Raw genomic sequence first — 15,806 nt, 5'->3', positions numbered from 1 at the left:
ATAGAATAATTTTTTTAAATAAATATAGTCTGCATAGAAAAATAGTTATAAAGATTTTAGAAAAGGAGATGTGTTAAAATGACGAATAATTTGCAAAATGTGAAACGGGATTTATGTGCATTTGCAAAGCGATGCAAGGAGGTACACTATACAGACAGCTTGTTGATAAAGTTTTTAATGACTGGACTGGTAACAACAGTTACAAGTAATTTATTTTCAGCTTCGGCAAATAAAGGTATTGAAAGTCAAAAACAGGCAATTTCTACATCAATTAAGACAATACATCAGCAAGTTAAAGCGACACGGAAAGAAAACGACAAATTACTAAAAAATACAAATCTTGAACTTATTCAATTAATGGAGCAGGGGGATCATGTTGTAAAAGCGCCATGGAGCAGCTGGCAATATGGTTTAAATTATTTTAATAATAACTGGAACGGGACTTATAAAGGACGTGGAGATAAGAAAACGAAATATCCATATGAAGGAGTATTTCAAAGAAGTTCAAATTCATTTGACAGATATACTTCGCCTCTAAGTAAGCATTATGGTGAATTACCTTTAGGGGCAAATAGACGTTCAGCTTCATCAAATGAAAGAAAAAATCTTCCTTTGTCATCGTATGGACTGGCAAGTAATGATCCGGCTCAAGAACCAATCGTGGAAATGAACGTGGAAGCGTCAATCAGGCCTAAAACAGTAAACATAGATATTCCAGATTTGGGAATAAGAGCACCACGATTACAAGCACTGACAGTAAATGGAACAGAACCGCCAGCAATAACAGTGCCCAAACCAGATACACCTACGAAGGAAGTACATATTGTTGAGCCGAATGCAAACCCATTTACAGGATTCTTTTTTAATGGAACGACTTCTGAAATAGGTACAACAACTACTACTGACCCAATTACAGGTGGAACGTATTATGGAGGGATTCAAGAAAATAGTTGGCATGATACAGATGGAGATGGTGTAAATGATGCAGTAACTGGAGCTGCAGCAACTGGACAAGCAGGAACGGCAACCAAGACATCAAATCGGCCTACAAATATATTTTATAGAATTGGAACCTCTTTATCAAATGTTACTTTTTATGTTAGAGGACATATGAATTCAGATACTTATACAGATCAAGGTTCGGGTGCCTCAGGAGGAGTTGATCCAACGAATGGAATTTCAGGTGGGCCAGTAGTGCCAACTGACGGGACTATAGCTATTCATACGTTAAAAGACATGAATGTAAGTAATGTAACAGCCAATTTATATGGACGTGCAGGTTTTTTAACATCTGAAACATGGAGACATGGACAAGTAAATATGGTTAGCGGTAATAAAATAAATATGTTTGGTACCGAAAATTCAGCTTTTTATATAATGCCAGCAGCGTATAGAACTATTACAAAGTATTTTGATAATGATTTTCATACAGGCGCTATTTATGGGAAGACAGACATAAATATGTATGGTAAAGGAAATACAGCTTATTTAACAACTGGAATTTCTGCTCCAAGAATAATTGCAAATGAGGGTAAAATTCAATCAGATGGAGCTTCAAATATAGTATATTCAAGTTTTAGTTACATACCTAACTGGAATAAAACTGATTGGAAAACTTATTCGGGAAAATCTGGTAAACCTTATGACAGTATGAATTCTCTTATAAAAACAAGTGATGTAAATCTTTATGGTGATGAGAATATAGTTTTATTTTTTGGAAGTAAAATGAAAGGAACAGTTCCGAAATCTTGGGAACGTGCAGATGCTTATCCAGAAAGAAATGAATATTATGCAAAAGGTTCTTCCATAGGAATATATCAAGGGGAAATAGATGTAAAAGCGAATATCGGTTCTCAATTAACATCAGACAACAAAACAGCACAGACAAGTGATGGACAATTGGGTTCTACTGGTTATACGTCGACTACAGTTGATGGTGCTGTGGGAGTATTTGTTGAATCTGGACAAAGAAAAAACATTATACCTACAAAACATTTAGGAGTTCCTGTAACTGTAACTAAAATCAGTAATGCAACTGGGAACCCATATGGAAGTACTCCAGCTACAACTATAAATGGAGGAAAACTTTCTTCATTGGATAATGATAAGATTCATAACTTAGAGATTGGTAAAATAGACATAAAATTTGGAAAATATTCAAAAGATGGATTTATGATAATAGCTAAAAAAGGGAGTGCTGTTGATATAGGAAAACAAACGACGCATGATTATATATCTACAAGTGATATGAGCAAAAGTTTTTCAGATGGTGTAAATGGTGCTTCTACCTCAGAAAGCGATGCTTCAAAAGGAACTATAGTAGCCTATGCAGAAGGTGTATGGAAACAAACTGATCATAAGTTAGGTTCTAGAACTGAAGGAGATAATAGCACATCTGCATTAGAAGATCAACCTTCTGAAGTAAATATATACATACCATTAACTTTGGCTTCAAAAGAAGGAATCGCCTATATGGGTGATAACAAAGGTGTTGTAAATGCTGGAGAAACAGGAAAACCTATAACTACAACAGCAGTGAATCATAAATCAATAATTGGATTTGCACGGGATGAAGGAGAAGTTAATATTTTTGGAGATATTACAGCAGCAGATGCAATGGCTGCAACTGATAAATTTGAAAATATTGCAGCATTAGCTACAAAAACAGCAGCAGGTTCAAAAGGTGGAACAGTTACTATAAAGGAAGGAAACATTAAAATAAGCGGTATGGCTGGATTTGCTTCAGGAACTGGTTCTGTTGTAAATATTGACAATGGAACGGGTAATAAAATTCAGACTGGTAAAAATGGTGCGTTGGTTGCGACAGATGGAGGAACTGTAAACTTTAGTGGTGGAGCCATTTATCATGAAAATAAAGCAACATCAAGCAATGTGGTAGCAGGCGGAACTGATACTGTGGACCATTCTAAATCTACGCCATTTTATGCTGATACTAATGCGTCCGCAATAAACTTCAAGGGAGCTACAACAATAAATATGTCAGACGGTATATTAATGCCGGGAACTACGGCAGCTGATTATGAAGGAAATACTGCTGTTGCAACAGCAAAATATCACGGAATGCAAAATGTAACTGTAAACCTTACCGGAGATAACGTGGTATTGCGTACTTATACAGGAGATACTACCAACTGGACAGGCGGAACTACAGGTTCAAATAATATAAAAAATGATATGCAGCTTGCTGCATTGAATACAAATAATAAAAAATATAAAATATATTACATAGATGGCATATTTAATCTTAACAACAATCAAAATTTAGATGATCCGACAGATGAATTTAATACAAAAGTAGGACTTTCAAATGAAAAATTTACAATAGCAAGTGGAGTTACTGTAAGTTCTGCAACTGGAAAAGGTTTGTCAATGGCTTCTCATGATGGTGTTACAACTAACACAACTACAGGATACACAAATAACGGAACAATTAATATAACAGGAGGTACGCCTTCAAATACAACAGCATTGTCTACAAGTTTTGGATATGTTGATAATAAAGGAACTATTAATGTAGATAACGGAATTGGAGCGTATGGAATAAATGGAAGCAGCCTTACAAATAACAGCGCCATAAATATTACTTCAAGCGGAGTAGGTATGGCAGGATTTGCCTCAGCTTCCACATTAAAAACTTATGGAACGGATGATAAAATTTCAAAAGGAACATTGACAGCGGCTGATAAAGTGTTAGAAGTAACTAATAATGGTACAATAACAGTTGCAGGAAATGGTTCAATTGGGTTGTATGGAAATACAAATGACGTTGCAGGAACAGGATTAGTTTCAACTTCAAATGGAGTTATTACAAATAATGGTAAAATAGTAATGACTGGAGATAGTGGCGTTGGAATAGTGTCTGAAGGAAAAGGAAACACGATTAATCTAGGAGGAACAGGAAGTTCAGACATTGCAGTAGGAACTAACGGAATTGGAGTTTATGCAAGTGGAACAAAAAGTGTCGTAAACTTTACATCGGATACAGGAGTGGAAATAAAGGACAAAGGTGTAGGAATCTCTGTTTCAAACGGTTCAATTGTAAATCCTAATGGAAAAACTTTTGAAATAAAATACACAGGTTCTGCAAATGCTTCTGGAGCTGGTATTTTCTATGACAATACAGCAACAAATGTGACTGATATAAATATAGTAAATACAAGCAGTGACAAAGGAATCGTTGGAGTCTATGCGACAAAAGGAACCTTAACAAATACAGCTGCAATAACAGATAAAAGCGGAAAAGCCTATGGAATCTATTCTGAAGGCGCAAACGTAATAAACAGCGGAACATTGACTATTGGAAACAAAGGTAAGGGAATACTCAGTACAAATGGAGATGTCACATTGACAAGCAGTTCTGTAATTAATCTGGGAGAAGATGAAGCGATTGGGGTGTATACAAAAGGAACTGGAAACAACGTAACAGCGGATGCAGGCTCTACAATGGCAATTGGTAACGGTTCATATGGATTTATCAATGAAGGAACAGGAAACACAATAACAAGTAACATGACTTCACAGACAGTTGGAGATAATACAGTCTTCGTATTTTCAAGGGATACATCAGGAACAGTGATAAACAATACACCGTTAACTTCAACAGGGTCACTAAACTATGGACTTTATTCAGCAGGAAATGTAGTAAATAATGCAGATATTAACTACGGTTCAGGAATAGGAAACGTAGGAGTTTACAGTACAAATGGCGGAAATGCAGTAAATAATAAAACAATAACAGTAGGAGCTTCAAACCCGGATCCGACAGCTAATCAATATGCAATAGGAATGGCGGCAGGATATTTTGGAGATGCCTCAACGCCAGCGTATACAGGAAACGTAGTAAATAAGGGGACAATAAATGTAAATGGCGAATATGGTATAGGAATGTATGGAACAGAAATAGGAACGACAGTTACAAATGATGGAACAATCAACCTTAACGCAAGCAATACAACAGGAATGTATCTTGACAACGGAGCATATGGAATAAATAATGGAGTAATCAAGTCAAATGGAGCAGGCTTGAAAAAAGTTGTGGGAATGGTAGTCAAGAATGGCTCGACAATAGAAAATAACGGGACAATAGAAATTAATGCAGAAGAAGCAGTAGGTTTGCTTGCTAAAGGAAATGCGGCAGGACATAATATAGGGAAAATAAAGAATTACGGAACTTTAAGAATAACAGGAAGCGGAGCACAGGATTCACAAGTTCCAGAAGAGGGACAGGAAATATCTAAAGATATGTCAGGAGTCAAGATACATGCGCCAGCAGGTTCATCAACAGCAACAATAACAGTAAACGGAGTTCCAGTAGTGCCTGAATTAGCGACAACGACAGCAGAAGAATACAAGCCTATGGAAGTTTCAACAATAGGAATGTATATAGACACTTCAAACAGACGATTTACAACGCCAGTAACTGGGTTAAGCAAGTTGAGCACGCTAACAAATGCAGATTTGATAATAGGAGCTGAAGCTGCACAGAACACGACAGGTAAATACATTCAGGTAAGCCAAAAAATTCTTGAACCATACAACAAGATGATTTTAAACAATCCACAAATTAACAAGTGGAACATTTATTCAGGTTCACTTACATGGATGGCAAGCGTGGCGCAAAATCAGACAGATGGAACAATACAGAACGCTTATCTGGCAAAAATTCCATATACTAGATGGGCAGGAAGAAAAGATTCTCCTGTAAACAGCACAGATACATACAATTTCCTGGATGGTCTGGAACAAAGATATGGAGTTGAAGGTTTAGGAACTAGAGAAAAATTGTTATTTGACAAGATAAGCGGAATAGGGAACAATGAAGAAATCTTATTTTATCAGGCAACTGACGAAATTATGGGACATCAATATGGAAATCTTCAACAAAGAATCAATGCAACTGGAAACATATTGGACAAGGAATTCAGATACCTGAAACACGACTGGAGAAATCCGTCTAAGCAAAACAACAAGATTAAAGTGTTTGGTGCAAGAGATGAGTACAACACTGACACTGCTGGAATCATTGACTATACAAGTAATGCCTACGGTGTGGCTTACGTTCACGAAGATGAAAAAATCAAGATGGGTAACTCAAGCGGATGGTATGCAGGAGCTGTAACAAACAGATTCAAGTTTAAGGATATAGGACATTCAAGAGAAAATCAAACTCAGCTTAAAGCAGGAATCTTTAAGACAATGTCACCTAAGAAAGATTACAATGGAGCATTGCAATGGACAATCGGAGGAGATGTATTCGTAGGTATCAATGACATGAAACGTAGATACCTGGTTGTAGATGACGTATTCCAGGCAAAATCTGACTATCATTCTTATGGAGCGGCATTAAAGACAGACTTGGGATATGACATAAGAATGAGTGAAAGAACACATTTACGTCCATACGGAGCATTGAAGATGGAATACGGAAGATTCAATGACATCAAGGAAGACAGAGGGGAAATGAGACTGGAAGTAAAAGGGAACGACTACTTCTCAGTTAAGCCGGAAGTCGGAATGGAATTCAGATACGTACAGCCACTTGCAGTAAGAACAAACCTGACAGTGGGATTGTCAGCCGCCTATGAAAACGAATTAGGCAAGATGGCAAGCAAGAACAACGAAGGAAGAGTAAGATACACAAGCGCAGACTGGTTCGGAATAAGAGGGGAAAAGGAAGACAGAAGAGGAAATGGTAAGTTTGACTTGAACATTGGAGTTGACAACACAAGATTCGGAGTGACAGTAAATGGAGGATATGACACTAAAGGAAATAATGTAAGGGCAGGAATAGGATTTAGAGCTATTTACTAGAATGAAGAATTGGGAAAAGCGAAGAACTTTAACAACTGAAAATGTAACAGATGTTTGAGTAAAGAACTAAAAAAGGATAAAAATTAAGGACAGTGGAACTGAGGTTTTGCTGTTCTTTTTTTATGCATCAAACACAGAATTTAAAGAAATAAAAAATCCGATCTACCGTTCTAACGTAATTTTTAGTAGCCTGTAGGATGTTACAGGTGGTAGTCATATTTATAAACTGTACAGAATCCGTACAAAGCGTGAGCCGTCGTGATTTTCCTGAAACAATTTATAAAGGGATAACCCCATTAAAATAGAGTAAAGCCTAAAAATTCGTTGTTAGTATCGAATAGATCAGAAATTTTATTTATTATTTAATTGAGTTTCATTACTTAATTATTATAACTGTTATATGAAAAAATGTCAAACATTCTTTTCAGAAAAATTTGAAAAATTTACCAAATAGGCATTGTTTTCTAATTTCATTAAAATATTCTTTTTACATAGATTTGAAATTTCTCTTGACAAGGCGGGCCTTGTTACCTCAAACCGCTTTGCCAAAGCTGAAATGCTGGGTAAAAACTTGATTTTGCCATTTTTAGTATTTTCCTTTATATAGCTTAATATTTTTTCTTCAATTGTCTTATTTGTAAAATTAAACCATATCCGCTTTGAAAGAAGTTGACTTTTATTTGAAATTTCAGTTATGAAATTAAGTAAGAGCCTCTTATCCGAATAAATTGCATCCAAATATTTTTCTTTATCAAAAAACAGTAATTTAGAATTTTCCAAAGTTATTAAATCAACAGGAAAAATATTATTTTCTCCAAATAAAAATGCAGAAGCCAGAACTTCCCCCGCCTTCATCTCACCAATAACAATTGTATCTCCGTTAAATTTCTGCATTTCCCCATAAGTGGAACCTTTTATAATAATAATTACTTTTTCTAAAGTATCTCCACGAAAAAATACAGTTTCATTTTTCTTATATTTTTCTATTTTAAAATTAATTTTTTCCAGACATTCTGAAATTTCTTCAATAGTTAATCCTTGAAATAACGAAACTTTTGTCAAAAAAATTGATAGATCTTTTATTTTCATAATATTTCTTCTCTCTATAAATAATTTTAATTTAAATCAAAATACGGTAAAATCGCTTTAAAATCGAATTCAAAAGTTATAATTATTTTACTTAATTAAAAAATATCTAATTTTAATAGTTCGACATTATATATTTTGATGACAAAATATTTTGTAAATACTACCTAAGTTTTATATTACCATTTTTGAATTTTAATTTCAATAACAAATGAAAAATTATTTATTTTTAAATATAAAAATTTTAAATTAAAGGTGTGTAAAATATGTTTAAAATAACCATTTATGAGAGGATTTTATGAAAAAAAATATATTGTTAATTTTATGTGCTATTTTAATTTTTTTACTTGCCATAATTGCTGTAAATCCTAATTTTAAAGGTTTTACAAATAAATTTATTAATTTGAAAAAAATGCCAGAAACTAAAAAATCAAGTACTTCTAAAAATGATAAGCCTGATGAAAAATCAGAATTTACAATTATTGGTGTGGGAGATATAATGCTTGGTTCAAATTACCCTTTTGAACATCTGCTTCCTGAAAATAATGCCAATATTCTTGAAAATACACAAAATATACTGAAAAATGCTGATATAACAGTGGGAAATTTGGAAGGAACTCTATTTGATAATGGCGGGACTCCCAAAACCTGTAATAATCAAAATGTATGCTATGTTTTTCGTATGCCTTCAAGATATGGAGCATATCTAAAACAGGCTGGATTTGACTATTTAAGTATTGCCAATAACCATAGCAATGATTTTGGAGAAATTGGAATTAAGAAAACCATGAAAAATCTTGATAATTTAGGCATAAAATATTCTGGAATTAAAGATATCGCTGAAAGTGCGATTTTAGAAAAAGATGGAAAAAAATTTGGATTTATTTCATTTTCTCCAAATTCAGCTACTGTAAAACTAAATGATTATAATTATGCAAAAAAACTTATTTCTGAATTAAAATTAAAAGTTGATATTGTAATTGTTATGTTTCACGGTGGAGCCGAAGGTGCTGGAGCCGAACATATTACAAGAAAAAATGAAATTTTTCATGGCGAAGATAGAGGAAATGTTTATGAATTTGCCCATTTTGCCATAGACAATGGAGCCGATATAATCTTTGGGCAAGGCCCTCATGTTACAAGAGCAGTCGAACTTTACAAAAATAAATTTATTTCGTATAGCGGAGGAAATTTTGCAACTTTTGGAAAGATTAATATTTCAGGATCTATGGGACTTGCTCCAATTTTTAAGATTAAAATAGACAGCAATGGAAATTTTATATCTGGAGAAATTATCCCTATAAGACAGACTTATGAAAGTTTAGGCCCTTTTATAGATTCAGAAAAGTCAGTCATCAAAAAGATAATTTCCTTGAATAAATCTGATTTTCCAAATGGAAATGGACTTTCTATCACTGCTGATGGAAAAATTACCAAGATTAATAATCTAAATTAAAAATTTTTTATTTTATTTTTCACAAATTTAAAGAATATAGCTAGAAATCAGGATAAAAGCATCCTGATTTTACTTTCTTTTTAGTCTAATAATTTCCCTCTCATTTTCATCCATTCTATTCCCCAGTTTCTCATTTTCCCGCTCTAACCTTTCCAATTTTTTTCTCTTTTCAATTTCCTCATCCCTAATATTCCTTCGCTCCACAATCACGTTATTTACAATTTTATTATCAGGATTTCCAATAATTTCCATTCCTTCTTCAATATTCATTCCAAAAATTTCAATCTTCTTTCCGTTCTCCATCCCAACAAAAACTTCCTTTTCTTTAACCAAATTATTTTTATCAATCAAATAAATATAGCTTTTCTGATTTTTAAAAATAACAGCCTTTTTTGGAACAGCTAGAACATTCTCTTTTTTCTTATAAATCACACGAATATCCGCTTGCTCATTTAAAAACAAATCCTTAAATAAAATTGGCAAAAACTCAAATACATTCATATCCCCAATTTTATTAATCTTAAATAATTCTGCTTCAATAACCTTTTTTTCAGAAAATAAATCTGAATTTACTTTTGTTTTATCCTCATCTCGCAAAATTTCCTTATTTTTATCATTTTTAATTTTAATTAATTCTTCAAGTGTTTTTTCTTCTCCAATTTTTTTACTTTCCTTCCTGAAAATACTAATTTCAGCAACATTTCCAATATTCAGATTTTTAACTTTATCACTTTTCACACTTTCACTAACTATTTTTAAATCTTTCCTTTTGGCAAGAATCAAAATAGGCTCATTTTTATTTGTAATTCCACCTTTCACAGTATTAATTTTCACAATGTAAGCATCAAATGGACTTCTTACACTTCTCTGAACCAATCTTGTATTTCCCATTTCATCTTTAATTTCAATTTCCAACCCTGATATTTCTCCACGTAATTCCTGAATTTTCTGACTAACATCAGATCCCAATTCCTTTTGTTTTTCCAAATTTCGTAATTCCCGATTTTTAATCACTAATAACGTACGTTTTTCATTCAATCCATTTTTCTGATAATCACTAAATTTTACTATTACATCGCCCTTTTTTACAAAATCTCCAGCCTTGTAATAAACATCATCAACGGATAAATTCACATCTAGTCCAATTTTAGTAACATTATGTGCAACAACAGTTCCTTTTATATTCACAAAAAGTTCAAGATTTTCACGTGTTATTTTTTCAATAGCATATTTCTGATTAATTTTTGGAGTACAGAATTTTATCATAAAAAGAATAATAAAAATAAAAATTGCGGGCATTATCCAAATTATTTCATCTTTTTTTCTCAATATTCTCTTCCTTTTTTAGTGGTTTCCGTCAAAATAGGAATTTTCACTTAAATTATCTTCATAAGGGAAATATTCCTTTCGTCCAAGATAAAGCTGATCTGATTTTCTTTGGATTGGAACGACAAAAAATCCCCAGTTGTTCAAATCAGTATAAATAAAAAATCTTATTGTGCCGTTTTGAATTGTATCGGTATCATTTTGAGAAATTATATTTGTAAATTCAGGCAAAATTTCCTGTGCATCCATTTCTTCATAGTTATCTTCATTTTTATAAATCATCTCTTTTTTCAATTCACCTTCTGCAGTATAAACATAAATTTTTAGTTCTTCAGCAGAAATCTTTTTGTCAATTTGTCCAATCAGAATATCAGTCTTTCGTGAAGTCTGTATCATTTCCACTTTTTCCCCATCGTATTTTTCCACCCACACAGAATACGGCACAAGCGGAACTTCATTCACAATTTCCACATCTATATGCCCAAATCGCTTATAATCTAGATATTTTATAGCTCCGTCCAGACAGTTCAATTTCAGTTCGTAATCATCACGATGGCTCAGTTCCTTGTATTCAATCATTTTTCCTGGAACAAATTCCTTTAGAACTTCCTGAAATGTACTAATTTTCGTTGACTGTCCACTTAATTTTATTAATGAATACTCAAAAAGCAGCCCTTCCTTGTAATACGTATTCAAGAATTTTCTAAGCATTCCATAAATATCAGCTTTTACGATTTTTTCAATTTCTTTTATTGTGAAAATATGTCTTGGATAATCTGTTATTGTTTTAAATATGTTATTTTCATAAGTGTGAATTTTCCAGCTTTTTAACTGCGTTATGTGAATATCATTACGTTTTTCATAATTTCTAGGCACATCAAAACGTGTTCGTAGTCTTCCATCGGATGTAAAAAATTCCTTTTTAAGATTTTCAGCCGCTTCCCATAGCATATAAAAGTTATTCCGTATTTTCTGATATTCTTCACTCATTTTATTCTCAAACTGTGAATATTTTGTGGGAATTACATTTTCATACTTTTCATATTCCAAATTCATATTTTCAAAAATCTTCTCAACACCACTCTCGTCAATTATCTTGTAAATCATATCATTATCATATTTTATTAAATCATTAATAGAAACAACCCTATTTTCAGAATATCTTGCCCCAAGCACAATTTTCAAGAACTGCATAATCCTGTAAGTCAAGTCATTTCCACCAAAATTCTCATCCCCATTTTCAAAACTTGTCCTTATATCTAGATAATATGAAATCCTGTCCTTGCTAATCACATACTTGCAAGCCGCCAAATCTGTCGTTCCACCACCACAGTCAATAATTAAGGCACTATATTCCTCATTTTCCTTATATTTTCCCTTCCTTATCTGTATCTCAATTGTGTTATATAGCACCGCAATCGCCTCATCCATCGCATTTTCACGAATAATTTCATATTCATAATTTTTCTCACTTGAAATTATATTTTTTTCAGAAATTTCAGAATTCTGATTTTTATTAAATTTATTTTCCACCATGAAAATTTCCTGAAACATCGTCAAAAACTGCTCCTTTAATTTTACAGGACTTGAAGCGTGAATTTTTTTAAATTTGCATTTAAACATATATTCTGCACGATTCACAACATATTTTAAGTACGCCTTTATTATATCCTTTCTTTTTACATACAGAATATTTCCAAACTCATCATTAATTTTCTCAAGTTTATTATGTTCATGCACCCACCTTTTCAAGCTATAAAAAATCGAGCCATTGACAATATAGTCATTTCTCTCCAGCTTTCTTACCACATCATACCCAAATGAATACTTAATATTATTAGCATCACTGCAATCATCAACATAAACCAACGTCGGAAAAATCTCACGGTAATGCCTCTCCCCGTCATCAAATTTTACATAATTTATCGCATCAATCACGACATTTCCATTCAGAATATCATTTGTTGGCAAATCCTTCACATAATTTCTATCCAGATATGCTCCAAGAGCCGTATTTACTGTCCCAAAATCAATACAAAGCGGTGTATTCGTAGTTTCCAGATTTTTCACAATAAAATTTTCAATTTCAACTTTGTAATAATCCATCTGGTACGGATAAAGTGGTGTCATTTCATCTTCCTTCAAATTATAAAACTTATGAATAAATTTTAAATCATTTTCCTTAAAGAACAAAAATGAAAATTTATTATTTTTCAGCGTTTCAACTCTAAAAAATTCCTTTTTACTAATCAGAAAATACTTATTCCTGCTATTTAAATCCTTTTCCAGCTGGAAAATCCCACACAGGTAGTTATTAGCATTTATAAGAAAAACATTTGCACTGCTCACATTTTCAGGAATCTCAATTTTATAATTGTCCTCCCTCATCAAATTAAGTTCCTTATACAAAATAATCTTGTGAGGTACCCGTATCTTATTCTCATGATGAATCCTCTCGCCAAGTTTATTATCAAAAAGTTCCTGAACATTCACAAGTCCATTTTTATTATACTTGTCAATACAGTAACTTGCCTTGACTCCCCTGTATTTCATCAAAAGCGCAATAAGCTCCTCTCTCGTGGGCGTTTCCACATGTACATTTACCAAATGTTCCTCGATTGCAATTTGATACATCTCATAATAAGATTTTCTTCGCAATTCCTCTTCATAAAATAATCTCATTTTTACCTTGTCCCCTTTAGTCATTTTTGATTACATTCAAGTCTTGATTTTATTAATTTAAAATCCAAATAAAAAGCTATAAACATAGATTTTATAAAAACTATTTCAGTTCATCATTATAAAATCAAATCTATTTAAAAACTTTTATTTTAAGCAAAAATTTTTCTCAATTTATCAATCATTTCCCTAATACTTCCAAACCTTTTCTGCCTGTCAAACTCCAGCCCCTTTTTTATAACTTCTTCCACTTCCTTAAATTTCTCAATCTTCTCAAATCCCAAAATAACTTCTCTATCAAACTCTAGTTCTGCCTTATAAAATCTCTTAATTGCCCCATCCACTTTCACGCCACAAAGCATAAAATATAAAAGTGCCGCAAGTGAATAAACATCCGCCCTTTCATCAATCTCTACTTTTTCTGAATAAATCTCAATTGGCGAATACCCATCTGAAACCTTAACAAACTCAATCTTTTCCTTCTTTTTCAAGCTCGCTCCAAAATCAATAATCCTGATATTTCCCCTAATATCAATCAAAATATTTGAAGGCTTCAAATCACAATGAATAATTCCCTTTTTATGAATTTTACAAACTACTTCTGCAATTTTAAAAAATATTTCCAAAATATGATTTATCCTCATTTTTCCATTTTTTATCCGATTTTCCAAAATATATTTTTTCAAAGTAACTCCACAAAAATATTCAGTAACAATATAATTTGTCCCATTTTCAATAAAAAAGTCCACAAGTTTAACAACGTCATCCGTAAATTTCCATTTCCTCCTTTTAGATTTTTTCAAAAATTTCTCCAAAATACATTTTTCTTTCCAAAAACTTTCTTTCAAATTTTCAAAATCCTTCTTGTACTTTTCAGTAAAAACCTCTTTTCCATTTCTCATAACAATTTCTGAAGGATAACATTCCTTAATAATTACTTTTTCCCCTTGTCTGTCTTCACACATATAAATATTGGAAAAATCACTTTTAGCTACATAATTTAAAATTTTATACTTCCCATTCAATATTGTTCCCTTTGATAAAAAATCCATTCTTCTTTTCCCTTTTAAATTCTCTATTTTTCACAAAATTATTCCCATTTCTATCACGCCCAAGAACTTCCCAATTTTTCTCAATTTCCTTTTCAAGTTGTGAAATCCCATTACTTTTTACCTTATAATTTTTCTTAAAATTTCTATTATCTGCATTCAAATTTTTTCTATTATATTTTTTATTTTTAGAAACTTTCTTTTTTATTCTTGAATTAGTTAATTTTACAGCCCCTTTCTCTTTAATTTTTATAATATTTTGAGTAATTTCCAAATTTTTTGCATAGTTTTTTTCTATTTCTTCATTTTCTATCTTTTTATTTTTTACTTCCTCATTTTCAACCAGATCACTATTCTCCAAAGTTTTTTCAACTTCATCTTCAATATTTTTCTGTTTAACTTTATTTCTTTCTATCTCTGATTGTTTATTTAAATTATTTTTCATCAAATTTGCTTTTTCTATAATTTTCTCAGCCATTATATTTTTTACTTTTTCTTTTCTTTCACCTTTCAAGTTACCCTTTTGAATATTTTTCCCTACAGAAACAAACATAAACACAAATATTACAGCCAAAAATATATATTTTACAACTTTTTCCTGTTTTTGATTTTTCTCATTAATTTCTTTTTCTAACAATTCATAATTTTTTTCCAGTTCAATATCTTCAACAAAAATCGACAAAAATGGTATCACTTTACCCAATTTTTTCTCAGCAAGTTTTATCTGTTCGCTTAAACTTTGCTCAATATTTTCTTTACTTTTCTTGTCAACATATACTTCCTCAATTTCACTCTCATTAATAATCTTCCAGAATTCAGGACTCCCAGCCAGCAAATAATCATCTTTTTTCAGCCTTATTTTTTTGCTCTCTTCTCCACTTACCTTTTCCGCAATTCTATTTTCCCTATATAAAACAAGTTCAGTTTTCCCCATATTTCCAACAATCATATTATTTTTTTCAATAATAATAACAATTTGTGAATAAAAATTTTTTAAGTCAAGATTATTTTCAGCCTTATAAAATTTATATAATTTTGTTTTCTCAAAAATCACTTTATCAATGGAAGATTGTATCATCTGTTTTATATTTTCTAGCGAAAATTCATTATTTTCCAAATATTTTTCAATAATTTTGTGAACTCCAATTTTTGCTAAATTTATCTTATCAACTTTCTTATTTTCAACATTACTATTTTCAATTTTTTCAGATATTTCTAACTTTTCCTGCATTTTTTCATCTGTCTTTTCGTCAAGGTCAGCAATACACCATATTCCTTTGCTTCCATTTGGAATATATGCCGAATAAGTGTTTTTTTCAGCAATTTGTGCATATTCCTTAAAAAAGAAAGTATTTAATTTTATATTTTTTACCATTTTC

At 31.8% G+C, this 15,806-nt stretch carries 7 protein-coding genes and 1 other RNA gene; 2 read left to right on the top strand and 6 right to left on the bottom strand.

Translation table 11 applies throughout. The annotated features are described in order from the left end of the window. The first annotated feature begins 78 nt into the window (after positions 1 to 78). Positions 79 to 6,831 (top strand): autotransporter-associated N-terminal domain-containing protein, encoded by a 6,753-nt coding sequence (locus tag HW275_RS03455; protein ID WP_178935186.1) that lies wholly within the window; start codon positions 79 to 81, stop codon positions 6,829 to 6,831. 150 nt (positions 6,832 to 6,981) lie between these two features. Here HW275_RS03455 and ssrS read toward each other — a convergent pair. Together ssrS and HW275_RS03445 are read right to left on the bottom strand one after the other, a co-directional pair. Continuing rightward, a non-coding RNA gene (gene ssrS / locus HW275_RS03450) (6S RNA) lies at positions 6,982 to 7,183 on the bottom strand. 59 nt (positions 7,184 to 7,242) lie between these two features. Next, complete coding sequence (locus tag HW275_RS03445; RefSeq protein ID WP_178935184.1) at positions 7,243 to 7,920, bottom strand: Crp/Fnr family transcriptional regulator; 678 nt, start codon at positions 7,918 to 7,920, stop codon at positions 7,243 to 7,245. Positions 7,921 to 8,215: 295 nt separating this feature from the next. Here HW275_RS03445 and HW275_RS03440 point away from each other — a divergent pair, with 295 nt between their 5' ends. Next, a complete protein-coding gene (locus HW275_RS03440; RefSeq protein ID WP_178935182.1) occupies positions 8,216 to 9,373 on the top strand; it encodes a CapA family protein in 1,158 nt (385 codons plus the stop codon). Positions 9,374 to 9,442: 69 nt separating this feature from the next. Here the strand turns inward: HW275_RS03440 and HW275_RS03435 are convergent, their stop codons facing one another. From HW275_RS03435 to HW275_RS03420, 4 genes are all read right to left on the bottom strand, one after another. Next, entirely contained in the window at positions 9,443 to 10,702 is a 1,260-nt protein-coding gene (locus tag HW275_RS03435) for an efflux RND transporter periplasmic adaptor subunit (protein ID WP_178935181.1), read from the bottom strand. Between the two features lie 15 nt (positions 10,703 to 10,717). After that, positions 10,718 to 13,381, bottom strand: coding sequence for a molecular chaperone (locus HW275_RS03430; protein WP_178935179.1), 2,664 nt, complete (start codon positions 13,379 to 13,381; stop codon positions 10,718 to 10,720). Positions 13,382 to 13,530: 149 nt separating this feature from the next. After that, complete coding sequence (locus HW275_RS03425) at positions 13,531 to 14,430, bottom strand: serine/threonine-protein kinase (RefSeq protein ID WP_178935177.1); 900 nt, start codon at positions 14,428 to 14,430, stop codon at positions 13,531 to 13,533. Beyond that, entirely contained in the window at positions 14,387 to 15,802 is a 1,416-nt protein-coding gene (locus HW275_RS03420) for a hypothetical protein (RefSeq protein ID WP_178935175.1), read from the bottom strand. The genes HW275_RS03425 and HW275_RS03420 overlap by 44 nt, the downstream gene beginning before the upstream one ends. Between the last annotated feature and the right edge of the window lie 4 nt (positions 15,803 to 15,806).

The organism is Leptotrichia sp. oral taxon 223 (assembly GCF_013394795.1).
Taxonomy (GTDB): domain Bacteria; phylum Fusobacteriota; class Fusobacteriia; order Fusobacteriales; family Leptotrichiaceae; genus Leptotrichia.
This window is presented reverse-complemented; position numbering and strand designations above follow the sequence as displayed.